General features: G+C 49.1%; 19 protein-coding genes, 3 tRNA genes and 2 rRNA genes. 6 read left to right on the top strand and 18 right to left on the bottom strand.

What is annotated here, in order from left to right; translation table 11 throughout:
* Positions 1-6 precede the first annotated feature (6 nt).
* The 3 genes from BN3910_RS01715 to BN3910_RS01705 are packed head-to-tail and all read left to right on the top strand — an operon-like array spanning position 7 to position 5,092.
* Positions 7-2,988 carry a transglycosylase domain-containing protein gene (locus BN3910_RS01715; protein WP_066923739.1) on the top strand — a complete coding sequence of 994 codons (2,982 nt, stop codon included), beginning with the start codon at positions 7-9 and terminating at the stop codon, positions 2,986-2,988.
* A 54-nt stretch (positions 2,989-3,042) separates the two neighbouring features.
* Entirely contained in the window at positions 3,043-3,741 is a 699-nt protein-coding gene (locus BN3910_RS01710; protein ID WP_066923736.1) for a response regulator transcription factor, read from the top strand.
* On the top strand, positions 3,731-5,092 hold the full coding sequence (locus BN3910_RS01705; protein ID WP_066923726.1) for a sensor histidine kinase: 1,362 nt from the start codon (positions 3,731-3,733) through the stop codon (positions 5,090-5,092). The genes BN3910_RS01710 and BN3910_RS01705 overlap by 11 nt, the downstream gene beginning before the upstream one ends.
* Here the strand turns inward: BN3910_RS01705 and dusB are convergent.
* The 12 genes from dusB to BN3910_RS01645 all read right to left on the bottom strand — a co-directional run bounded on the left by dusB (position 5,084) and on the right by BN3910_RS01645 (position 16,272).
* Positions 5,084-6,094 (bottom strand): tRNA dihydrouridine synthase DusB, encoded by a 1,011-nt coding sequence (gene dusB, locus BN3910_RS01700; protein WP_187367677.1) that lies wholly within the window; start codon positions 6,092-6,094, stop codon positions 5,084-5,086. The two genes, BN3910_RS01705 and dusB, sit on opposite strands and share 9 nt — an antisense overlap.
* On the bottom strand, positions 6,087-6,974 hold the full coding sequence (locus BN3910_RS01695; RefSeq protein ID WP_075967968.1) for a type III pantothenate kinase: 888 nt from the start codon (positions 6,972-6,974) through the stop codon (positions 6,087-6,089). Before BN3910_RS01695 ends, dusB begins: the two co-directional genes overlap by 8 nt.
* A gap of 14 nt (positions 6,975-6,988) precedes the next feature.
* Positions 6,989-7,612, bottom strand: coding sequence for an ECF transporter S component (locus BN3910_RS01690; protein WP_066923722.1), 624 nt, complete (start codon positions 7,610-7,612; stop codon positions 6,989-6,991).
* 64 nt (positions 7,613-7,676) lie between these two features.
* Positions 7,677-9,308: a CTP synthase gene (locus tag BN3910_RS01685; protein WP_066923720.1), complete on the bottom strand. Its 1,632-nt coding sequence runs from the start codon at positions 9,306-9,308 to the stop codon at positions 7,677-7,679.
* Between the two features lie 9 nt (positions 9,309-9,317).
* Entirely contained in the window at positions 9,318-9,953 is a 636-nt protein-coding gene (locus BN3910_RS01680) for a DUF5673 domain-containing protein (protein WP_066923718.1), read from the bottom strand.
* A complete protein-coding gene (ftsH, locus tag BN3910_RS01675) occupies positions 9,950-11,818 on the bottom strand; it encodes an ATP-dependent zinc metalloprotease FtsH (RefSeq protein WP_075967967.1) in 1,869 nt (622 codons plus the stop codon). The genes BN3910_RS01680 and ftsH overlap by 4 nt, the downstream gene beginning before the upstream one ends.
* Before the next feature lie 14 nt (positions 11,819-11,832).
* Positions 11,833-12,396: a hypoxanthine phosphoribosyltransferase gene (hpt, locus tag BN3910_RS01670; protein ID WP_066923716.1), complete on the bottom strand. Its 564-nt coding sequence runs from the start codon at positions 12,394-12,396 to the stop codon at positions 11,833-11,835.
* Positions 12,393-13,889, bottom strand: coding sequence for a tRNA lysidine(34) synthetase TilS (tilS, locus tag BN3910_RS01665; RefSeq protein WP_066923714.1), 1,497 nt, complete (start codon positions 13,887-13,889; stop codon positions 12,393-12,395). The genes hpt and tilS overlap by 4 nt, the downstream gene beginning before the upstream one ends.
* A complete protein-coding gene (locus tag BN3910_RS01660) occupies positions 13,879-14,568 on the bottom strand; it encodes an FtsB family cell division protein (protein ID WP_066923712.1) in 690 nt (229 codons plus the stop codon). Before BN3910_RS01660 ends, tilS begins: the two co-directional genes overlap by 11 nt.
* Complete coding sequence (locus tag BN3910_RS01655; RefSeq protein ID WP_454184723.1) at positions 14,565-14,819, bottom strand: RNA-binding S4 domain-containing protein; 255 nt, start codon at positions 14,817-14,819, stop codon at positions 14,565-14,567. Before BN3910_RS01655 ends, BN3910_RS01660 begins: the two co-directional genes overlap by 4 nt.
* A gap of 105 nt (positions 14,820-14,924) precedes the next feature.
* Entirely contained in the window at positions 14,925-15,398 is a 474-nt protein-coding gene (dut, locus tag BN3910_RS01650) for a dUTP diphosphatase (RefSeq protein WP_066923709.1), read from the bottom strand.
* A gap of 76 nt (positions 15,399-15,474) precedes the next feature.
* Positions 15,475-16,272: an HAD family hydrolase gene (locus BN3910_RS01645; RefSeq protein ID WP_066923707.1), complete on the bottom strand. Its 798-nt coding sequence runs from the start codon at positions 16,270-16,272 to the stop codon at positions 15,475-15,477.
* Positions 16,273-16,453: 181 nt separating this feature from the next.
* Here BN3910_RS01645 and ypfJ point away from each other — a divergent pair, with 181 nt between their 5' ends.
* A complete protein-coding gene (gene ypfJ / locus BN3910_RS01640) occupies positions 16,454-17,323 on the top strand; it encodes a KPN_02809 family neutral zinc metallopeptidase (RefSeq protein WP_066923705.1) in 870 nt (289 codons plus the stop codon).
* Between the two features lie 85 nt (positions 17,324-17,408).
* Positions 17,409-17,481, top strand: a tRNA-Thr gene (locus BN3910_RS01635).
* Positions 17,482-17,599: 118 nt separating this feature from the next.
* On the opposite strand, the gene BN3910_RS01630 is transcribed toward BN3910_RS01635, so the two are convergent.
* From BN3910_RS01630 to BN3910_RS01615, 3 genes are all read right to left on the bottom strand, one after another.
* Complete coding sequence (locus BN3910_RS01630; RefSeq protein ID WP_066923703.1) at positions 17,600-18,115, bottom strand: peptidylprolyl isomerase; 516 nt, start codon at positions 18,113-18,115, stop codon at positions 17,600-17,602.
* Between the two features lie 716 nt (positions 18,116-18,831).
* Positions 18,832-18,904: transfer RNA gene (locus BN3910_RS01620), tRNA-Ala, on the bottom strand.
* Positions 18,905-19,060: 156 nt separating this feature from the next.
* Positions 19,061-20,314, bottom strand: coding sequence for an L-cysteine desulfidase family protein (locus tag BN3910_RS01615; protein ID WP_231862177.1), 1,254 nt, complete (start codon positions 20,312-20,314; stop codon positions 19,061-19,063).
* A gap of 185 nt (positions 20,315-20,499) precedes the next feature.
* On the opposite strand from BN3910_RS01615, the gene rbr reads away from it, so the two are divergent.
* Positions 20,500-21,039, top strand: coding sequence for a rubrerythrin (rbr, locus tag BN3910_RS01610; RefSeq protein ID WP_066923699.1), 540 nt, complete (start codon positions 20,500-20,502; stop codon positions 21,037-21,039).
* Between the two features lie 63 nt (positions 21,040-21,102).
* Here the strand turns inward: rbr and BN3910_RS01605 are convergent.
* The 3 genes from BN3910_RS01605 to BN3910_RS01595 form a co-directional block, all read right to left on the bottom strand.
* A tRNA-Met gene (locus BN3910_RS01605) sits at positions 21,103-21,174 on the bottom strand.
* A 36-nt stretch (positions 21,175-21,210) separates the two neighbouring features.
* A 5S ribosomal RNA gene (gene rrf, locus BN3910_RS01600) occupies positions 21,211-21,327 on the bottom strand.
* A 175-nt stretch (positions 21,328-21,502) separates the two neighbouring features.
* Positions 21,503-24,536, bottom strand: a 23S ribosomal RNA gene (locus BN3910_RS01595).
* Positions 24,537-24,570: the final 34 nt, after the last annotated feature.

Genomic DNA, 24,570 nt, shown 5'->3' with positions numbered 1-24,570 from the left:
ATAAACATGGTTCAACGTACCTTTTCGAAACTGCGAAAAATTATTGCCATTTTCGTGTTGAGTTTTTTGATTTTTTTAGCCATTCTTTTTGGCTATTTGGCGGGAGCAATGTTGGAAGTGGCTAAAGCGGCACCGAAAATGAATCCCGATTTGCTGCTGTCCAATCTGAAAGAAAACTCACAAATTGTGGACATGAACGGCAATCTGATCGAACAGATTGATACCGCTGAGTACCGAAAAATAGTACCCTACGAACAAATCCCAAAAAATCTGGTCAACGCCTTCATCAGTGCGGAAGATAAGCGTTTTACTCACCATGACGGCGTCGATCTTTACGGCATCGCGGCCACGATCCGTGACTTCTTTCGTTCCGGGGATATGCGTGGGGCCTCCACGATTACCATGCAACTTGCGCGTAATGTGTTTTTAAGCAACGATGTCAATTGGCAACGCAAAATTCAAGAGATGTTTCTGGCCTACCAGATTGATGACCAGCTGGATAAAAAAGAGATTATGGAAGCATATTTGAATCGTATTTTCTTCGGTCAAAATGCCTATGGCGTGGAAGCTGCGTCACAGATCTATTTCTCCAAACATGTTCAGGATTTGACCCTTGCACAATGTGCAACACTGGCCAGTATTGTTCCTGCGCCTTCGCGCTATGCACTCTATTCCACCTATCGTCCTTCGGAAGTGACCAATGAGCGCGTATTGGATGAAACGGAAATCAATGGTGAGCGTTATCTTGCTATCTACAATCCGCCTGCATACGAGCGCGCGAAATGGGTGCTCTCGGAGATGAAGAAAAACGGCTTTATCACGGAAGCGGAATATACGGAAGCGATCAATACCGATGTATCGAAGACGATCGATGCGCCAGAAAAACGAGTTCAAAATCTTTCCACGTATATTACCGATTTGGTCAAGGAGCAGGCGGTCTGGACATTGATGGACACCCAAAACATCTCCCGGCAAGAGGCAAGACAGTTGCTGATGTATGGCGGGTTGACCATCACCTGCACCGTAGATATGGATTTGCAGCGTAAATTACAGGACTTGACAGCGTCCCTGACCACTTCGCTCACTTCGCCCACGGGCGACGTATCTCCTTTAAAACTTGATCTTCGCTACGATGATTACGGAAATATTATCGGGCGAAACGATGCACTTCTCTACTACCGCAAGTCCAATCTTTTGGATGAAAAAGGTCGTGTAATTATACCGGCCAATCAATTCCAATTGGATGAAAAAGGAGATCTTACCGTCCAGCCTGGTCGCCTGCGCGGCTATAGTGGTTACGTCGATATCATGGATTACTATACCGTTGACGATAATGACGTACTCCGTTCTCATCGCGTAGGGACCATCCCCATCGAAGAAAAATACCTCAAGGTGGATGCCGACGGCACCATGCATATTGCTAAAGCTTTTCTCGATTCCAATACCACCCCGCTGTTTTCGATTCGTGACGACGGCGCAATGGTGCTCAATCGCGATTACTATGATTATGACGATGTCGGTGTGAAACAGCCGCAGGTTTCTTTTACCGTTCTGGACACGGTAACAGGGGAAGTTCGTGCCATCATCGGCGGACGTGAACAGGATGACCGCCATTTCCTCAACCGCGCTTCGAGTTATCCGCGTCAACCGGGTTCGTCCATTAAACCCATTGCCGACTATACCGGGGCCATTGCGGCCGGCAATAACCAGGGTGTGGCCATGGACGATGCGCCGGTTAAGCAATTGGAAAACAGCAACTGGCCAACCAATGTCGATCTGCGCTATCGCGGAATGATGTCCATGCAGGAAGCATTGGTCCGTTCTTCCAATCCGGTAGCCGTGCGTTGGCTGCAAAAAATCGGAATTGACACGGCAAAAGAATATCTGGCTCGGTACGGCATTATCAACCGCGAACACCCGGATCGGGATCACTTTATCGAAGCCTCGGAAGACGGCCAATATAATGATGAAAACTTGGCCATGGGAATCGGCTCCATGACCGAAGGATTAACCTCTCTCGATCTTGCCGGAGCCTACCAGGCCATTGGTAATCATGGAACCCGTATTCCCGCCATGAGTATTTCGAAAATCACGAATAACCGTGGAAAAGTATACTATGAAAATAAACACCAAGGCGTTGAGGTTCTGCCTCCCCAACTGAACTATCAACTCGCGGATGCATTACGTCATGTGTTGCAGGACGGTTTTACGAATGACACGGTAACCGGTGGAGAGATGGCCTTGGTCGGAAAAACCGGTACCACCGATAACAACATGGACTTTTGGTTTGCCGGAACGACGCCGTACTATACTACAGCGGTTTGGGTTGGTGCAGACAATGCTCTGATTTCCCTTGTTGGGGACTCTCGTACGCCCGCAAACATTTACGCCAATATTCACGAGATCATTCATGAAGGACGGGAGGCGAAAAAATTCCCCATTCCGGAAGGAGTTTATGAGGCCGAAGTGTCTAATATTACGGGACAAATACCGACTTCTGCTACAGTTGCCGGAAATGGCGTTCTGGTGATTCCGGTAAGCAAGGAAACAGCGCCGAAAATGGAAGATACCGCCTATTTCTTCCGCGAATTGGATGCGCGAAACGATTTACTGGCAAGCGATAAAACGCCTGCACGCCTTCGCGTGCCGAAAGTATTCCTCGTTCGCCCATCTGACTATGATCCTTCGCAATTCAACGGTGTTGTTCCGGAGGATTGGTCGCGTCAGGTGCCGACCAAAGTTTCCGAATTGGGCGCCACCATTCCTTCCGAGACCTTTACGAAAGACGGGTTAACCACCATCCGCGAATACAATCAGGATGACGGTAGCTATATCGAAAAGACGGAGCTTCCGGACGGCAGCACTCAAATTGTCAGCTTTGATCGAAAAGGAAAGCAACTGGAAAAAACCATTGTGCCGCCGAATCAGCATAGCGAAGAATCACCGAAACGCCCATCCCCTGCAACACCACATCAAACAAACCATTGAGACACGTGTTGAACACCCGTTTCATGACAACACGCATTCCAAGGAGAAAACAGTATGGCACAACGAAAAATACTATTAGTAGAAGATGAAGAAGGCATTATCAATATTGAAAAAGCCTATCTGGAAAAGGCCGGATATTCTGTCGAAAAAGCGATGGACGGGAAGGATGCGCTCTCCCGTTTTGCCGATTTTGAACCGGATCTGGTCGTTTTGGATTTAATGTTACCGGAGCTCTCCGGAGAAGACGTGCTGACAGAAATAAAAGCACAAAGCGACACCCCCGTCATCATCGTTTCCGCCAAATCCGAAGAAGACGATCGCGTCGAGAATCTGCGTAACGGTGCGGATGACTACATGGTAAAGCCGTTTTCTGCGCGAGAACTCGTAGAACGGGTTCATGCCATTTTCCGTCGTCTCCCCGAGAAATCCGCGGGAACAATTTTAAAAACAAAGGATGGACGATTGCGTTTGGATACGGAATCCATGCGCACATTCGTCGAAGAAAAAGAAGTACATTTGACCAAAAATGAATTTCTCATTGTACAGACGCTATTTACGCATCCGAACAAGATCTATACGCGCGACGAAATCATTGAAGTGACATTCGGCATGGATTATGAAGCCTTTGATCGTGCAATTGATACACACATTAAAAATATTCGCCAGAAAATTGAGGCGGATCCGAAAAATCCAGCATACATTAAGACCGTTTACGGTGTAGGCTATCGCGCCGGAGGCTTTGATGAAGCTTAGAACGCGTCTGAGCCTTTCCATCATCATCATCGTCTTCGTTACGATGACGGTGATCGCATATGGAATGCAGCGGGCGTATTCCGACTCTTTTTTCAATTATTTGGAAAAAGAAGAAGAAACCCGCTTAAAACGCATCATCAACGATATCGGAACGATTGCGCGAACGGAAGCCCTCGACTTAACGAAGGAAGGTATAAATGAGCAATTGCAGCTTTATGCTCGCGATGCAAACATCAATATTACCATCATGGATAGGGAATCGACGATTCTGGCAAATTATCACGGTCTGGTACAAAATGAAGATGCGGATATTCAAGTCGATCAATATCAATTAGTGGACAGTCGTGGAGAAAAACGTGGCTCCATGCTGGTTACCTACGATCGCAGTAATCCTGCCCTCACCCATGCCCTGCACGATTTTCAGCGTCGCTCGCTCGGGTCAACGATGTTGGGTATTACCGCCTTTGGCCTTATCGCCATTGCATTCAGTTATTTCTTTTCCAAACAGATTACAGACCCCATTGAATCATTACAAATTGCGGCGGAACGCATTCGGCAAAATCAATTCGATATTACGCTAGATGATTCCAAATTTGATGAGCTGCAAAGTTTGAATGCGAATATGCAATATCTGGCGTCTTCTCTTCGACAACAGGAAAATGCACGTCGAAGTTATGCACAGGATATTTCCCATGAGCTGCGCACCCCTCTAACCAATATGCAGCTTCATGTGGAAGCGATGAAAGACGGAATTATCCCTTCAGATGAAAAAAACTGGGAACAAATTGAAGCGAATATCGCACAGCTTACGCTTCTTGTGGAACGACTGAAAAATACGTTTCGGGAAGCTTCTCTGGTCGCCGCGGAAGAAATCCGCTTTATTGACTGCTCGGCGCTCACCGAACGGGTAATCGACAGTTTTGAGCCGCGCATTGTTCAAAAAAACGGCGTCTTTTTGCGTGCGATTGATCCCGCCATCAGCCTGCAAACCGATGAGCGGCTATATTCGCAAATTCTTAGTAACCTGCTGTCGAACGCCATCAAGGCGATCGACCAGGACGGACAAATTCGCATAGCGCTCAATTCCGACCGCAAATATGTAGTTCTCACGGTTACCGATAATGGCATAGGCATCCCGGGAAAGGATTTGGCGCATCTCTTTGATCGCTTTTATCGCGTAGATTCTTCCCGTAATCGTTCTGCAGGCGGACAGGGACTGGGGCTCGCGATAACCCGTAATATCGTCCAGCAACTCGGCGGTCACATCGAAGTAACCAGTAAACTCGGTAAAGGAACTACTTTCCGCGTTCGTTTGCCGGAAGAATTCTTTCGCCCGTTAAGCTCAAAATAACTCGTCTTGCGCACGAAATCGTTCCAGTTCCGCCCGAATCTCCTTCATATCCGTCATCGTCATGATGGCGGCTTTCGTGCGTGCCGATCCGGAAAATCCGCTAAGATAGCATGCCATGAGCTTGCGCATTTCCAGGATGGCACGCTGTTCCCCACGACACGCAATCTCACGTACATAATGATCCAATAAAACCGAAATTGTCTCCTCCCGGCTGACTGGTGCATACGCTCCCGTTGAGCGATAGGAGTAAATTTGGCGGAACAAAAAGGGATTTCCCATTGCCGCGCGTCCTATTGCAATGCCGTCACAACGAGTTTGTTTTTCCATCTCCTCCACTTCTTCCGGTGTCGTTACGTCGCCGTTACCTACCACTTGAACGTTGACGGCATCTTTAAGATGCGCAATCGCCTCCCAGTTAGCTTTCCCGGCATACATCTGTTCCCTCGTACGCGCGTGAAGCGTTATGCGCGAAACTCCTTCTTCCTCGGCAATATGAGCAATCGTGAGATAATTCATCGAATTGTCATCCCAGCCGAGACGCATCTTAACATAGATCGGTTTGCTCGACGCCTGTACCATTGCGCGAAAAATCGTTGCGGACATTCTGGGATCACACATCAACGCGCTGCCTTCCCCGTTTCTCACAATTTTCGGCGCAGGGCAGCCCATATTGAGTTCCACCGCCTGAAAGCGATCATCCGTATTAAAGCGCTCACTAATGACCTTTGCCAGCGTTAAGGGGTCCTTTCCAAAAAGCTGAACAGTCAATTTTCCTTCCGCACCCTTTTCCAGCATGTGTTCCGTACGAACGCTGTCATACAGCAGTGCCTGCGCACTGATCATCTCCGTCGTCGCCTCATCACAGCCATAGTGAAAGCAAATTTCACGAAAGCAACGATCACTAACACCGGCAAGAGGAGCAAGCGATACAAAAGCGGAAACCGGCTCCTTGCGGCGGCCGGTTCCCATTGCGCATTCTTGCTGTTTTCTGAGCTCATGCATGTTGATTTCCTTCTTGCCCATGATGCATATCGTGCTCCTTTTCCTCGCGGAGGCGCTCATTTGCTCTTGCCTTCATCGTACGATAGTAGATAAGACGCAAGCCGAGCAGATTGAGATCCCGCTTTACCCCGTCAACATATTTGGAGTGCTGTGAAAGGAGTGTAGAAAATCCACCGGTGGCAATAACATGCGGTTTTTTATCGGTTTGCTCCTTTAACTCCGCTAAAATCCCTTCCGTAATTCCATCAATCAAGCCAATAAAACCGCGTACCAACCCCGCCTGCATAGCATTGACGGTATTCGTGGCAATAATTCTTTCCGGCTGGGTAAGTTCCACGCGCGGTAACTTGGAAGTACCACGGGTCAGCGCCGCTGCGGCAATGCCAATACCCGGCGAAATCGTTCCACCGATGTATTCCCCTTGTTCATTTACGACTTCATGTGTGATGGCCGTACCAATATCAATAATGATCAGCGGCCCCCCATAAAGGGCATATCCGGCCACGGCATCGGCAATGCGATCGGATCCGACCTCTCGCGGATTATCCACACGAAGTGGCAAGCCGGTCTTGGTTCCCTCGCCCACAATCATCGGCGTGAGCTTCAGAAAGCGTTCCGACATAGCGCTCATCTGATGCACCAGTTCGGGCACAACGCTGGAAAGAATGACTGCGCAAATCATTTCTCGCGTGTAATGAAAGTGGCGTAGAATTTGTTCCAATTCTATTCCGTATTCATCAGAAGTTTTTTCGCTGTCCGACTGAATACGCCACTGATGGATGATAATTTCTCCGTGAAACAAGCCAAACGTAATATTGGTGTTACCGGCATCAATAGCCAAAAGCAGCGACCGGTTCTTCGGTTGTTCCGCCTTCTCCACGAGTTCTCCTCCTATCAGGCTTTTGTCGATATTTCCTTCTCTTTTGCATCCGTAAGCGGTTGATGATGTTCCCGCTTTTCCAATATGCGCGCGATTGGCGTAGAAACCACCGCCGCCAATATCGCCTCCGGAATGCCGTTAGCCACTACTGTCGAAAGCACCATAGCCTGCACCGCCTCCGCTGTGATATTTCGCACTTCAGCAACACGCGCAGCATATACGAGATAAAGTGTGCCCATAACCATCAACGTATGCATGACGGTTCCGATCACTGCCGGCAACGCGTAACGGATAACCATATTTTTGTTACGCCAAACGGTGGCAAGGTATCCAACAATCACACCAAAAAGCACGCGCGGCACAACGCTGATCAGCGGATTGGCAAATGCAAACGACAACGGTCCGGATAATCCCTGCAGCGCACGAAGCATGGAATTGAGTCCAAAGGCCAACCCAAGAATGAAACCATACGGTACACCGCCAATGATGGCACCCAAAACCACAGGAAGGTGCATGGTGGTGACCTGAATAGGTCCAATAAGAACGTATCCGATAGGCGTTGAGCTCAGCACAAGCATCAATGCAATCAATACGCCAAGGCGTGCTAAATTCTGTCCGGTAAAAAATTTGTTTTTCATTTCTCCTCCGATCCGGCTCACTATGGATGCCGGTCATTTCAGGGCCATGCCCCAGCTGCTTCTCCTACTTCGTTATCTTATCCGATGAAGAAGCTTGTTTTGTTCGGTCTAAACTTGCGCGCACCAGGCCCGTAAAAAGCGGATGCGGTGCATTTGGCCGCGATTTAAACTCCGGATGAAACTGTGCGGCAATAAAATAAGGATGCGCAGGAATTTCAATGATTTCCATCAGGTTCTTCGCGAGTTGAATCCCGCTGAAGACCACGCCTGCTTTTTGCTCAAACAGTTCCTTATATTTGTTGTTGAACTCGTACCGATGGCGATGCCGTTCGACAATATTCTTTTGGCCATAAAGGCGATATGCCAAGGTATCCTCCGTCAAAGCACAGTCATTGTTGCCCAGACGCAGGGTACCGCCAAGGTCGATTTCCTCCGATTGTCCATCCAGGAAGGTAATCACCGGACTCGGCGTAGCCACATCAAACTCTAAAGATGATGCGTTACCGATGTTGAGAACATGACGGGCGATCTCGATGCACGAAATTTGCATTCCCATACAGATCCCCAAAAAGGGGACATTATTCTCACGCACATAGCGCACGGTCTCCACCATTCCCTCCGTTCCGCGAGAGCCGAATGCGCCGGGAATAATGATGCCGTCATAGGGCGATAAGATGCGTTTTGCCGTCTTTTCTGTAATCGTCTCGGAATCGACATAGTGCACATCCACTTTCGCGCCTAAATGATAGCCGGCATCTCGCACCGCTTCAAAAACGGACAAATACGAATCATTCAGTGCCGTGTATTTACCAACCAACGCTACCGTCAGTTTTTTCTTTGCGGCTTTGAATGTGGCACACATCTTTGCCCAATCGCCCGTATGATCTTCGCGCGTCTTTAAATGAAAATGACGAAGAATGTATTGATCTAACCCCTGCTCTTTGAAAACCAACGGTACCTCGTAGATGAGATCCACCGTTTTCGATTCTACAACCGCTTCACGCGGCAAATCGCAGAAAAGGCAAATCTTTTCATAGACATCCTCGGTAATTGGCTCATCTGCACGAAGAATAAAGACATCCGGTTTAATACCATAGCTCATCAATTCTTTAAAAGAATGCTGTGCCGGCTTGGTTTTTAACTCATCTGTCCCCGGGATCGTCGGAATGAGCACCGTGTGCAGAAAAAGCACATCTTCCGAGTTTTCCGAGTGAATCTGACGAATCGCTTCAATAAAGGGCTGGGACTCAATGTCGCCCACCGTACCGCCGATCTCCGTAATGATGAAATCCGCGCCGGATTCTTCCGCCACGGAATACACTTTTTCTTTGATCTCATTGGTTACATGAGGAATGACCTGCACCGTTTTTCCTTCATAATCCCCCGCACGTTCTTTGCGAATGACATTGGAATAGATGCGACCGCTGGTTACGGAGGAATTCTTCGTCAGCTCTTCATCAATAAAGCGTTCATAATGACCTAAATCCAGATCTGTTTCTCCCCCGTCGCGAGTAACAAACACCTCGCCGTGTTGATAAGGACTCATCGTGCCCGGATCGACATTCAAGTACGGATCGAATTTTTGCATAAATACCGAATAGCCGTTGTCTTTGAGTAATCTTCCTACGCTGCCCGCGCTGATTCCCTTACCGATACCGGAAACGACACCACCGGTCACAAAAATAAACTTTGCCATGTTCTCCCCCTACGACTCTGTCGTTTCGCCCTGTTCCTTCTCCTGTGTCTTTTGCTCTTCTTCGCTCACGTTTTCCTGTTGATCCTGTTCATCAAATCGTGCGGATTTTTTACCCAATTTAAATTCACGAATTCGTTCATTGATCTCTGCCATATGCGGACGACCAACTTGCAAAACCTGGCGCATTTCATTCTTGCCGAATTCTTTCGTAATAATCACCAAATTACCTGTTTTCGTGTCCCACGCCCATTTACGCAGCTCCGACCAGGGGATGTACTTATTGTCGGCAAAAAGGCCTTCCTGCGACACAATCACCTTGTTCTGGGAAGAGAAATAGAAGGTAATGCCCAGAAAAATCATCATGAGCCCACGCGCATATTCTTTCTGGCTGACAATGGTCATAACGCCGAAAAGAAAGATGATCGACATCAACACCATGTTGATCGACTTCGGCCGGGTGGAGAAAGAGTATTTCGGCGATTTCAGCTTGCGTTCCATCTTGTTTGCCCGAAAAATCTGATACAACAGGAAAATGAGCATCCCGAGATAGAGTAAATCGATAAAGGTGAGCGTCATGCCGGCAATATGGATCCCCGGCATGGCTTGTTGCGCTGTCTGTGCTTTGCTTGCCGCTTCTGAACTCATTCGTTTACTCCTTCATTTTCCTGTGCCAATACCCCATACGTCTGAAACAGTGTCTCAAACTCAGCGGCATGCAGCGTTTCTTTTTCCAACAAAGTATTGGCTAATTGATCCAACATTTCCCTATTCGCGTGCAAGATGCGCATAGCACGGTCCAGAGCGTCATTCATGATGTGACGCACTTCTTCATCAATTGCCTGCGCCGTTTCTTCGGAATACGAGCGAATTTGTCCCAGATCATTGCCTAAAAAGACATTGTCTTTTCCCTCTTCGTACGCGACCGGACCCAGTTTGACACTCATGCCGTATTTAACCACCATGTTGCGCGCCATCTTCGTTGCGCGCTCAATGTCGTTGGACGCTCCGGTAGAAATGTCATCAAGCACCAGTGCCTCCGCCGCACGGCCGCCCAGAAAACTCACGATCTCCGTCAACATCTGATTGCGCGACATGAATTGCCGATCATCCTCCGGTAAGAACGAGGTAAAGCCGCCGGCGTAGCCGCGCGGAACAATCGTGATCATATTGACCTTATCCGTATCCGGCAAAGCACGCGTAACAATGGCGTGTCCACTCTCATGATAGGCGGTCAGCACGCGCTCTTTTTCAATCACTTCGCGCGATTTCTTCTCGGGCCCCGCAACAACTTTGATCGAGGCTTCCACAAACGTCTTCATGTCGATAATGGATTTGCCCTCTCTTGCCGTGAGAAGCGCCGCCTCATTCGCCATGTTTTCGAGGTCAGCAGGCGTAAAGCCTGCGGTCTGGCGTGCCAAAGCAAGATAATCAATATCGTCTGCAACCGGCTTATTGCGCGTATGCACCTTTAAAATCGCTTCACGCGCCTTCGCATCCGGCATTCCGACCAACACCTGTCGGTCAAAACGTCCCGGACGAAGCAACGCAGGATCGAGAATATCCGGACGGTTCGTTGCTGCCATGATGATAATGCCTTCATTCTTGTCGAAGCCGTCCATTTCGACCAACAACTGGTTGAGCGTCTGCTCGCGTTCATCGTTTCCGCCGCCAAGGCCCGCACCGCGGCGACGACCAACCGCATCAATCTCATCCACAAAGATGATGCACGGCGCATTCTTTTTGCCTTCCGTAAACAAATCGCGTACACGGGAAGCACCGACACCGACAAACATTTCGACAAAATCCGATCCGGAAATAGAGAAAAACGGCACGCCGGCTTCCCCGGCGACGGCTTTGGAAAGATATGTTTTTCCTGTTCCCGGCGGCCCCACCAACAAGACTCCCTTCGGAATGCGCGCACCCAAATCAATGAACTTGCGTGGATTCTTCAGAAAATCGACGATTTCCAACAATTCCTCTTTTTCTTCCTGCAGGCCGGCAACATCCTGAAAAGTCACTCTTTCACCCTTGTCCTGATGCATTTGTGCCTTACTCTTACCAAAACTGTTCATGCTGCTGTTTTGCATCGCCGTGCGTTTGAAAAAGCTGTACATCATGAAGCCGAGCAAGCCAAGGAACAGAATGTCCGGCAACATCGCCAAGAAGGGATTCGGCTCCGGAATGGCCTGAAAGACCATTTCAAGTGTTCCCTTCTGCACTTGCGGGCGGATATGTTCCTGATAAAACGTCGAAAAATACTCCTGCGGAATGATCACTTCGAACGGCGTCTTGTCTTTATCATTCAACACACCACGTAGTTTTTCGCCCTGGTAGACAAGACTCTTTACATTCCCCTCATCAAGCTGAGCAATCAACGCATTATGGGTCATGGAACTCTTCTGGGTGTTGTTCGCATTAAAAAACATAAAAATCAGGGCAATCATTAATAAGGGGAGCAGATAGCTCACCAACATGCCCATATTGTTTCGATTGGGAGTCTTTTTATTCATTCCTTCGTCCTTCCCTACTCATGACGATAATAAATCGGGTTGAGCGTCCCGATAAAAGGCAAATTGCGTAATTTCTGATTGAAATCCATACCGTAGCCGATCACGTATTGATCCGGAATCGCAAAACCGACATAGTCCCCTTTAATTTCCGTCACGCGACGTTCTTCCTTGTCCAGCATACAGGCGATTTTCACACTGTGAGCTCCTCGTGCCAGCAAATTTTCCATCAGATATTTTAAGGTATAGCCGGTATCCACGATGTCTTCAACAATGAGCACATTTTTCCCCATAATCGGCTGTTCCAAATCTTTAATGATGCGCACATCGCCGCTCGAAACCGTGCCCGCTCCGTAGCTGGACACCGACATGAAGTCAATCTCCACATCGAGATCGATGTGCTTCAGCAGATCCGCCATAAAAATCGACGCGCCTTTGAGAATGCAGACGACCAATAAATCCGCATTCTTGTTCGCATAGTCTGCAGTGATCTTGGCACCAAGCTCCGCTACGCGGCGCTGAATCTCCTCTTCCGTAAACAGAATGCGATCGACATATTGTTGTAAGTTATCTCCGCTCATATTCTTCTCCAATTGATGACCACCATGTCCCGTCCCGGTTCTACGACGCGCATTGCACTTCGTCCCAGACCGAGTACCCATAAAATATCCTTTCCGTCTGTAAGAATCGGCCAGGTTTTGCGCAACACCGCGGGAACATGCCAGGCGTTCCACATTTTGCGCAGCGGCTTGGATCCTCCGCCAAAGGAAACAAAGGTATCCCCCGGCTGTGCACATCGCCAGATCAACGTATCAAGGCCTGTTACATCCACGGCGCAACAGGCCGCCGGAAAAGACGCCAAAGAGGATACCGTAGCGGAATCCACCTTCGTTACGCGCGTAAAAGTACACTGTCCGGAAAACAAGGCAAATGGTTGCCCATCGTATTCGACGGAAAGCATTTGACCTTCGCCCGCTTCTCTTTCCAAAGCCTGAAAACGTGCCAGCGATAACGCATGGACACCCTCAAAATCAGTTAGAAACATCATACCATAAAGTGAAAGGCATTTACCGCTCGGCCGTTCGAAATGGCGACGAATCTCCTCTTCGTCTTCAAATGAGAGTGTCGCTGTCTTTCCTGCTTCCACAAGCCGTGCGACCCAATGACGCACCAGACGCCTTTGCAGTGCAACAGGCTGGGCAAGAAATTTCTCTTTGGAAAGAGCGATGCTCTGCAGAAAGCAGGCGTTTCGTGAAAGAGAAGTAGCCGAAAAAGGTTCCTCTTCCTTCCCGTTGGTCGATATCTGTGCAAATGCGGCTGTCGCCATATTCTCCAAATATGCATTTTCTTCACGTGCGATCGTACTTAAGCGCACCAGTGCATCGTCCACCGCAGGATTAATTTCCTGACGAATAGCGGGAAATAGCATCCCCCGCAGCCGATTACGTGTCGCTTCCATTTGTTGATTCGTATGGTCTTCCCTCCACGAGGAATGCCGATCACGATGAAATTGCAAAATTTGTTCTTTGGTTGCAGACAACAGCGGACGCACAAGAAAAAAAGCAGGACGCTCCTCAATCTCCGTCATTCCACTCAACCCGTCGGGGCCGCATCCGCGAAGAATGTGAAACAAAATGCTTTCCGCCTGATCCTGGAGATGGTGACCAAGAAATAATAACGGCTTCGCTTCTCCCTCAATCCGCTCTTCTTCCAATACATGGGCAAAAAAAGCATAACGCAATACGCGTGCGGCGGTTTCTATCGACTGTCCCGTTTGGCGTGCGACTTCCGCCGCATTAACATGCGAGGAACGAAAACGCCATTCATGTTCTTCCGCCCAATCGGCCACAAATTGCTCATCAGCATCCGCCTCTTTTCCGCGCAAACCATGATGAACATGCAAAATAACGGGCGCTTGAAGAAAGGAATGTACCCTTTTTGCATCGTCTAAAAGAGAGGCAACGGCGATCGAATCGGCTCCGCCGGACACTGCCGCATAAACACGCCTCGGGGCCGTCAGAAGAGAGAGCACATTCGTCGAAAGGGTCGGTCCACCCTTCGTGTTACTGTCCATTTGTCATTCCGGAAGACTCCGGACTCTGTTCCACGGGAGCTGTCGTCAAGCCATACCCTTCTCCGGAATCCTCCTGAACGGATGAAGATTCTTCCACCGGCGAAGAAGAGGACGAGGCAGATGTCTTTTGTTCCTGCTGCGCTTTATACTTGGCCAGCGCATCTTCGTTGATTTTGACTTTTCCGTCTCCCATATCCATCAAAATTTCATTAGGACGCAACATCCCTAACTTTTCATGCGCATATTTTTCGATAAATTGATCCGTGTTGACGATATCCAGTTGACTTTTTAAGTCATTGACCGAAGTCTGCAACTCTTCGCGCTGTGTTTCCAGCGATGCCTGCATTGCTTTGGTCTCGGTCAACTGTTTCGACGTATTGTGAAGCGTTAATGCCGTCGGAATGAGAATCAACAACAGGATGCCAAGTAAAGCGAATACACCGAGACTTGAGCGATTAAGCGGCGTGCGTTTCTTATGCGCACGCATTCCATCCGTTTGGCCGGACACCGTAGCATCCATCCGTGCCGTTCGCACGGCTCGACTGTCTCGTTTGCGGGATAGGCGACGTACGTCGTCTCGCTTATCTCTTCTTATCGTTTCCTCATTACGAGAAGGACGCCCGGATCCCGGATTTCCTGTTGGATCCGTTTTCGGCAAAATGGATTTGAATTGACTCATTCGTTTTCTCCTATCACACGATACATCTCTTGTGCCTGTTCCTTGCGCACCGTTTCCGGTATGGCTAATATCTCGATTTTGAGTGTTTTGTTGCCAAATGCGATGGTCATGATATCGCCCGGAACCACTTCTGTTCCGGCTTTGGCTGTACGCCCGTTCACGTCAATTCGTCCACCGTCCGCCGCTTCTTTCGCTACGGTGCGTCGCTTAATCAGGCGTGAGTTTTTCAAAAATTTATCGACACGCAACATTCTCCTCCTTGCCGAAAAATACTGTCTTTCCTCTATTGTTGTAGTATACACCGTGTTCTATCTGCATTTTCAACCAATAGACAGCGGGTAAGCTATGCACAAATATTAAAAGCGTCCGCTCGATCCGAACCCCTCTTCTCCGCGATCCGTTTCACTGAGCGTTTCCGCTTTCTGTAAAATCGGCTGAAGATACGGAACAACAATCATCTGCGCGACACGTTCTCCCTGAACCAGATGCAGTGTTTCTTCACCATGATAAAACAGAGGAATGCGAATTTCTCCGCGATAATCCTCGTCAATCACACCAATGCCGTTGGATAACACCAGGCCTTTCATGCCGAGTCCTGAGCGAATGGCAACCAACCCGAACGTTCCTCTCGGCAATTCTACCGCTATGCCGGTGTGCACCACGCCATGGTCGCCCGGACGAAAGGTCAACCCTTCTTCATTCATCAAAGGTAAATCCAGTCCCGCTGCAAAGGCATTGGCATAGCTTGGCTCTTTTCCCGTTGCACAAAAACGCATCACGGCCTGTCCGTTTTCTCTTGCGGCCATGAAAAGCTCTTTTTCATCATTCATGCCTTCTCCTCTTTTTACTATTTTCCATCAACGCGATACGGTATCGAAAACGATACAATGCATATGATGTTTTTTCCTACTGAGCCAGCACAAGGTCGATGGCTTCCGCCACACCGTTTTCTTTTGCCGAGGAAACCACGTGATCGGCAATCATCTTCAGTTCCTCCCGTGCATTTGCAACCGCAAAGCGCATCGCTGCCGCCTTTAGCATATCGCAATCATTTAAATAATCGCCAATTGCGGCAATTTCATCCGATCGAATGCCCAGTTCCTTTGCCAGAAGACGAACAGCACTCCCCTTCGATACACCCGCAGCGGAAAGTTCCAATTTGCGCCGTGACGAGGTGGTAACATAAACGCGCTCATCTTCCCTCCACCGGCGCCAGTCTTCTTCGGTAGGCTTTCCCAGCGGATAGTAATTGAATTTCGTCACCGTCCAACCGGAGAGATCTTCTCTCTTATAACGCAGTGGAAAAATGCCGGACTTGCGCTGTATCAAACGGGCAAGGCCTCCCGCTCTCAGCAAGGGAACCCACGGCGGAAGAAAACAGCGATCCCTCTCATAGGCAATATAGAAACTCTTTCGCTTGTTCGCTTCTTCCAGTATGTCCTCTATCGCATCTGTGGCTATACCTTTTACGAGCACATCCCGTCCATCTGCGAGCGTCACCACACTTCCGTTAGACGTAACCATGGGAACCGTAAGTCCCGCACAAGCGAGAATCTTCCGGGCATTTGCCTGGGGGCGACCGCTGACTAATGCAAACACGATACCGGCATCCTGCAACCGTCGAATTGCCCGGACATTTTCCGGTGAAATGGTCGTATTCGGTGACAATGTCCCGTCAAAATCCGAACAGAAAAGTCGAATCATGTCTCCTCCTTATCTTGTCTTATCATACCATAGTAGCGGTTTTATCGGTTCCCGGAAAAGAAACAAAAGAAGTGCTTTTTTTCGGCTACAAAGGCCAAAATATGGGCATAATAAAAATACTACAGTTCATATCGGGGCATTTTTTCTATCACGCCCACAGCATACGGGAAAGGGGAACAACATGAAATGGAAAGATCGCCAAGGAAGCAGAAATGTTCGGAGCGGCGGAAAAGGCACGGGAAAAGTCATTGGCGGCGGCAGTCTTCTTCTTGCGCTCATTGTGTTTCTGTTAACGGGAAATCCCTTAGCGGCACTTAATATTGGTCTTAACAGTGCCCCGGCGGCCACAGGATCCGTGCGACAGGAGCCTCTGACGCTTTCCGAACAGGAAAAAGAACTTTATCACTTTTCTTCTGTCGCATTAAAGGACACGGAAGATACTTGGCACACCTTGCTGAAACAGGAAAATAGGGACTATCAGGAAGCGGAAATGGTCATTTTTCAACAGACGGTTAAGACCGGCTGCGGCATTGCTGATTCCGGCACCGGTCCGTTCTACTGCGGACGCGATCGCAGCGTATATATGGACCTCTCGTTCTACGATATGTTGGTGGATCAGTTCGGAGCCGAGAAAAATGAATTCATCTTAAGCTATGTCATTTCTCATGAAATTGGGCATCATGTGCAAAATGAACTCGGTATTTTGGATGAGGTCAACCGTCTGCGTCAGCGCGCAAGCGAAGCGGAGCGCAATGCTCTCACCGTGCGCCTTGAGCTCATGGCGGATTACCTTGCCGGCGTCGTAGCGCGCCATCAGCAGGAAGAAGGTTATCTGGAGCAAGGAGATTTGGATGCCGCTATTCAAAGCGCCTGGTCCATCGGCGATGACGCCATTCAGAAGCGTATCCAAGGTCATGTGACGCCGGAATCCTTTACCCACGGTAGCAGCAAACAACGAGCTCGCTGGTATAAAAAAGGGTATGACGCAGGAAATCTTGATGATTTCAACACGTTTGATTTGGATCGCTATCCTACAGTGGATTCTCTATAATACGCGGAAATACACTTAGGATGAAATTTTCGTCGGTGCCCTTGCATCTTCTTTCCCGGCTTGCTATAATGGTCGGGTAATTCGCGCCGGCATAGCTCAATTGGTAGAGCATCTGAATCGTAATCAGAGGGTTGAGGGTTCAAGTCCTTTTGCCGGCTTAGAAAAAGCCGCTTGGAATCATTGATTTCAAGCGGCTTTCTTTTTAGTTATGATCGAGCTTGTCTATTGTGAGAAGTCACCAACATACGACGTAGACGACCGGCAACATAAGCTCGGCTATTGTTTCTCCGGTTCCGGATAGTTTTCTCCGAACGTTTCCACCGTCACTTTCGTCATCACGACATCTTCTTTCGGACGGTCTCCCCAACCGGTCTTGACGTTTGCAATGGCGTCAACCACATCCATGCCTTCGATGACCTTACCAAAGGCGGCATATTCCCCATCCAAGTGCGGTGCGTTTTTGTGCATGATAAAAAATTGGCTTCCCGCCGAATCGGGATCCATGCTGCGCGCCATCGAGAGTACGCCCGCCTCATGTTTAAGTGCGTTAGCAAAGCCATTATGCGCAAATTCTCCTGCGATAGTATAACCTGGGCCGCCCATGCCCGTGCCTTCCGGATCCCCGCCTTGAATCATAAATTGCGGAATAACACGGTGAAAAATCAGGCCATCATAAAAGCCTTTTTGCACCAGGGAAATGAAGTTGTTGACCGTATTGGGTGCAATTTCCGGATACAGTTCCGCTTGAATCTCGCCTTGCGGCAATGTAAAGGTTACAATCGGATTTTTCATTTTTCCTCCTTATTGATGATCATCCTGTCGTTTTTCTATCGGTCGCAGTACAGATTGCAGTATACAAGACAACGGGGAAAAACAAAAGAAAAAACAAGGGCGCCTTCTCCGACGGAAGGCGCCCACCGACTATTCGTTTGTTACGATTCTTTCTTGTGAAGAACCCGTCCGGCGAGGAACGACCAGTGAAATTCTATCTCAACAGGCCCCTGCCTGAGCTACGCCATACGCGACCAACCCATTCCTTTGCCCAACGTTTTCTTTCGCAAGCACGCATTCCGATAACGGAAAGTCGTTTACACTAAACCCGCAGGTTTATCTTTCGTGCAGCGCGTCTGAATCGCTTGTCGTCGTCTTGAGGGAATCCGGTGATTCCCTCAAGAAAGAGTGTTCTGTGCCCAAGGGTCTCACCTCCTTCTTTTCTGGTATTCTGATAGTACCCGGAAAAGGATTCCCTAAACAGGAAAACGATAATTTTTTTGAGTTTTTCCGCTTCGATGTTTATCGCATTCGCGCCTATGCTCTACGCGCTCAGAATCTCTCTAAGTGCATCTTGCATAACCTGCGAAAAGTTAATTTTTTTCTTTTTTGCTTCTTCATCCATCCATGCAGGAATGGTGATATTTTTTCTCACGGACTTATGACTCATCTTTTTGCGAAGGAGTACAAAAAGCAAAAGAAAAAGACCGGCTAAAACCGGTCTTTTTGTCTTTCAGTGGAGAATAGGGGGATCGAACCCCTGACCTCTTGAATGCCATTCAAGCGCTCTCCCAGCTGAGCTAATTCCCCGAGGCGATGGGACTATTATAACGAAAGAATGTCGACTCGACAAGGGGACACGCTTTTTTTTGCGACCATTTTTATTTATCTGGCCATCATAGTTATCTTTGATTATAATCGTCCGGAAATGCACTCAGACACAATACTCGCCCCCTCCCCACTCTCTCATGAATTTTGAGGTGTGGCCAACATTTCCTGCAAGATGACACGATCCGTTTCCGCCATGCCTTCGCGAGCAATACGGCCGATAGAGCGAATGGTGGCATCCACGTCGGCGGCGACCATGCCATCACCGGTATGAAAGGATCGTCCCTCTTTTGCCTGCTCATAGGCGGCATAACTTGCACGCAGTGCTAAGGCGATTTTTGACGCACAGGATGGTTTTGCGCCGTCACAGAGGACGCCGGCGACTGCGGCCAAGGAGTTGACCACCGTTTCAGCGATCACCTCAGGGGCTGCATCATCAAGAAAAGCTACGCCCGCGACAGAAGCCGCGGCAGCACTGACCGCTCCGCAATAGGCCGAGAGCCGTCCAATATACGATTTCTGATAGGCGGCGAGGAGATTCGCAAAGAGCAATGCACGATAGAGCTTATCTTCATCTGCATGGATGTATTTTGCATGGCGAATGATCGGTAGCGAAACCGTCATGCCTTGATTACCGCTTCCGGAATTGATCACTACCGGCAATTTGCAGCCGCTCATGCGAGCGTCCGATCCGGCTGCAGCGTAGGCGATCTCTTCTGCCATCGCCGTTCCCTCACGCAGGATCGCCTTGCCGATACCACTCCCCCAGTCACGCGTTAATCCCTCCGTGCCAATCGCCGAATTATAACGAATTTCCCGATCCAAAAGGGAAAGTATCGGCGTATAATCCGCTTCCTTTGCAAAGGAATAAAGGTCGGCAAAGGAAAATGAAGGATAGCTTGCGGCATGATCCTGCGCCGCCTTTTCAAAAAGCACTTTTCCATCACGCTCTTTTCGCACAATATTGGTATGTTCACCGGAAAGAACAACCCGCGCTGAGTGCGAATCGGCATCCCAAAGGGTTAAAGATAGATACAAGCCTTCTCTATCCACATCATGTTCCACATGACAGGCCCCTTGGTCCACCAGGCTTTCGGCACGTTTTCGTTGCTCCGGAGTAATATGTTCCAGCACCTGTAACTTTCGTTCCGGCTTAAGACACATGGCACCTAAGGCCGCACTGATGGCAATTCCCCGTCGTCCGTTCGCATTCGGCACCAATACGGATTTGGCATTTTTGATCAGATTTCCGGAACAGCGCACCAAAATGCGCACCGGCTCCGCATCTAATACCGACCGAGCTTCGCAGGCCGCATACGCCAAAGCAATCGGTTCTGTACAGCCAAACGCGGGAAGCATTTCTCGCGACAAAAACGCAAAATAGGGATGCACTTTTTTCTCCTTCACTATTGTCAATTTCACCGTAATCGGCGCTTCTTCTCATCGCTTTCCCTCAGCATACCATGGATGAAATATTTTGACAGTAAAAATGACATCTTTCTTAATAAGGGGTATAGTACGAACGTATGGATGGACGGCATTGCCGTCATGGATGGTCGAAAATAAAGGAGTGAAGAATGAAAAACAAATATGCTGGAACGCAAACGGAAAAGAACCTGCAGACTGCTTTTTCCGGTGAATCGCAGGCAAGAAATAAGTACACGTATTTTGCTTCGAAAGCAAAAAAAGAGGGTTTAGAACAAATTGCCGCTCTTTTCCAGAAAACGGCAGATAATGAAAAAGAGCACGCCAAATTATGGTTTAAGGCTCTTGGTGGAATCAATGATACGGCTTCCAATCTGAAAGACGCTGCCGCCGGTGAGAACTATGAATGGACGGATATGTACGACGGTTTTGCAAAGACGGCAGAAGAAGAAGGCTTCCCCGAATTAGCGGAACAATTCCGTGGCGTCGCGGCTATCGAAAAGCATCATGAGGAACGCTATCGCGCTCTTCTGCACAACGTTGAAGCACAACAAGTTTTCGCGCGCAGCGAAGTGAAAATTTGGGAATGCCGCAATTGTGGTCATATCGTCGTTGGCGAAAAGGCACCGGATGTATGCCCGGTATGCCATCATCCGCAGGCTTACTTTGAGATTGCGGCACAGAATTATTAATCCGTATAGAAGAAATCAAAAAAGGGAAGAGCGACCCATCGGGCCACTCTTCCCTCTTCTTCATTGCGGGGGCAGGATTCGAACCTGCGACCTCCGGGTTATGAGCCCGACGAGATGCCACTTCTCTACCCCGCGATAGAAAGAAAGGACACCTTCGTGCCCTTTCTCCTTATTTGGCGACTACCTACTCTCCCAGGCCGTTTCCAACCAAGTACCATCGGCGATGTGGGGCTTAACTTCTGTGTTCGAGATGGGAACAGGTGTATCCCCCGCGCTATCGTCACCATATTGAATTCTTAACAATTCCGCATCTACGCCTTACTTAGACCTTTCCGTCTCCGACGCAGTCGATTTCTTCCGCTCGCCTTCGCGCTTCGCGCTCGCCTTGCGGGAAATCTTTGCGTATGAAATGGCTACCGACCGCTTCGCTTGTTGGGCCATTTCACAATCTTAATAGGTATTTCTGGTCAAATGTTCGAGAGATTAGTATCCGTTAGCTCCACGCATTACTGCGCTTCCACCTCGGACCTATCAACCGGGTTTTCTTCCCGGTCTCTTAGAAATCTCATCTTGAGGGGGGCTTCGCGCTTAGATGCCTTCAGCGCTTATCCCGTCCGAACGTAGCTACCCGGCTATGCCCTTGGCAGAACAACCGGTACACCATCGGTTCGTCCATCCCGGTCCTCTCGTACTAGGGACAGCTCCTCTCAAATTTCTTACGCCCACGCTGGATAGGGACCGAACTGTCTCACGACGTTCTGAACCCAGCTCGCGTACCTCTTTAATGGGCGAACAGCCCAACCCTTGGAACCTGCTCCAGCTCCAGGATGAGACGAGCCGACATCGAGGTGCCAAACACCCCCGTCGATGTGAACTCTTGGGGGGTATAAGCCTGTTATCCCCAGGGTAGCTTTTATCCGTTAAGCGATGGCCCTTCCACGCGGTACCACCGGATCACTAAGTCCTACTTTCGTATCTGCTCGACTTGTGGGTCTCGCAGTGAAGCTCGCTTTTGCCTTTATACTCGTTGAATGGTTTCTGTCCATCCTGAGCGAACCTTTGAACGCCTCCGTTACTCTTTGGGAGGCGACCGCCCCAGTCAAACTGTCCGACTGACAGTGTCCCCGAACCGGTTCACGGTCCTAGGTTAGAACCCTAGTCTGTAAAGGGTGGTATCCAAAGGGCGACTCCGCATCATCTGGCGACAATGTTTCCTAGTCTCCCACCTATCCTGTACATTACAAACCAAAGTCCAATGTCAACCTGCAGTAAAGCTCCATGGGGTCTTTCCGTCCTAGCGTGGGTAAGTCGCATCTTCACGACTACTACAATTTCACCGGATCCTTTGTTGAGACAGTGCCCAAATCGTTACACCTTTCGTGCGGGTCGGAACTTACCCGACAAGGAATTTCGCTACCTTAGGACCGTTATAGTTACGGCCGCCGTTTACTGGGGCTTAAGTTCACTGCTTCGAATTGCTTCTAACAGCTCCCCTTGACCTTCCAGCACCGGGCAGGTGTCAGCACCTATACTTCGCCTTGCGGCTTTGCAGATACTTGTGTTTTTGGTAAACAGTCGCTTGGGCCGATTCTCTGCGGCCATCCGAAGATGGCACCCCTTCTCCCGAAGTTACGGGGTCATTTTGCCGAGTTCCTTAACAAAGGTTCTTCCGCGCGTCTTAGAATATTCTTCCTGCCTACCTGTGTCGGTTTTGGTACGGGAGCAAAAAATCTCGATAGCGTCTTTTCTTGGCAGTGTAGCATCAGCAACTTCTCTACTCTCATTTCGATCCCCATCCGCGCTTAGCACCATCCGACGGATTTGCCTACCGGACTAGCCTACTGCGTTGGACGCGCTTACCTTCTACGCGCTTTGCTTAGCTTCCTGCGTCAACACTTCTCTCAAACGATTCTTTACTGTACCGGAATTTCCACCGGTTGTCCATCGCCTACGCCCTTCGGCCTCAGCTTAGGTCCCGACTTACCCTGAGAGGACGAGCCTTGCTCAGGAACCCTTCGGCTTTCGACGGGTGAGATTCTCACTCACCTTCTCGCTACTCATGCCAGCATTCTCTCTCGACTGCGCTCCACATTGGGTTACCCCTGATGCTTCTATGCCCAGTCGATGCTCCTCTACCGATGGTCGAGACAAAAAGTATTCTATGAATACGCCTTCCCTTATTAGCCCAATGAAATTGATGAATGATATCTTGGAATAACCTTATACCATTTGGCTCTTTGTTCTGTCGTATCTCATGTTTGTTGAAATTTGACTCTTTGTGTGCGATATTTCTCATCAATTTTGGAAAGCTTTCATAAAATACTTTTTGTCTCGATCCATCCCATAGCTTCGGTATGACGTTTAGCCCCGTGTATCTTCGGCGCAAATTCACTCGACCAGTGAGCTATTACGCACTCTTTAAATGTATGGCTGCTTCTAAGCCAACATCCTGGTTGTCCAAGTAAACTAACATCCTTTTCCACTGAACGTCATTTAGGGACCTTAGCTGATGATCTGGGCTGTTTCCCTTTCGACGATGAAGCTTATCCCTCACCGTCTCACTCCCATGGCTAATGCACGGAATTCGAAGTTTGATAGGTGTTGGTAACACAAAGTGCCCCGCGACCAGTCAGTGCTCTACCTCCCTGCATCGTCTCATGAGGCTTGCCCTAAAGCAATTTCGAGGAGAACCAGCTATCTCCGAGTTCGATTGGCTTTTCACCCCTAACCACAAGTCATCCGAAGCGTTTTAAACCGCTCCCGGTTCGGTCCTCCATTGAATTTTACTTCAACTTCAACCTGCTCATGGCTAGATCACCCGGTTTCGGGTCTATGTCCACAAACTTTCGCGCTCTTCACACTCGGTTTCCCTCCGGCTCCGCCCCTGAAAGGCTTAACCTCGCTTGTAAACATAACTCGCTGGCCCGTTCTACAAAAAGTACGATATCACCCTATAAAAGGGCTCTATCTGCTTGTAAGCACAAGGTTTCAGATTCTTTTCACTCCCCTCTCGGGGTTCTTTTCACCTTTCCCTCACGGTACTTGTTCACTATCGGTCACATGATCGTATTTAGGCTTAGGAGGTGGTCCTCCCATCTTCCCACCAAATTTCTCGTGTTCGGTGGTACTCGTTCGTGATGATTCCTTCCTCTTTCGTGTACTGGACTGTCACCGTCTTTGGTCATCCTTTCCAGAATGTTCCACTAGATTTCAAAATCGTGATTCACTGTTGGCCTCTTCCCCGTTCGCTCGCCGCTACTGAGGGAATCGCTGTTGCTTTCTTTTCCTCCGGGTACTGAGATGTTTCAGTTCTCCGGGTCTCCCCTCCTAACGTTATGGATTGGCGTTAGGATGACAGGATCTTCTCCTGCCGGATTGCTCCATTCGGAAACCGACGGGTCATAGCTCTGTGCAGCTTACCGTCGTTATCGCCTGCTCGCGTCCTTCTTCGGCGTCATGTGCCTAGGCATCCGCCTCGTGCTCTTCTCTATTTGACCAGAAATATCTATTAAGATTGAATTGTCAAGGAAC

The organism is Murdochiella massiliensis (genome assembly GCF_900059565.1).
In the GTDB taxonomy this organism is placed as follows: Bacteria; Bacillota; Clostridia; order Tissierellales; family Peptoniphilaceae; genus Murdochiella; species Murdochiella massiliensis.
Note: the sequence above shows the minus strand (reverse complement) of the source record. Positions and strands in the feature narration are given on the sequence as shown.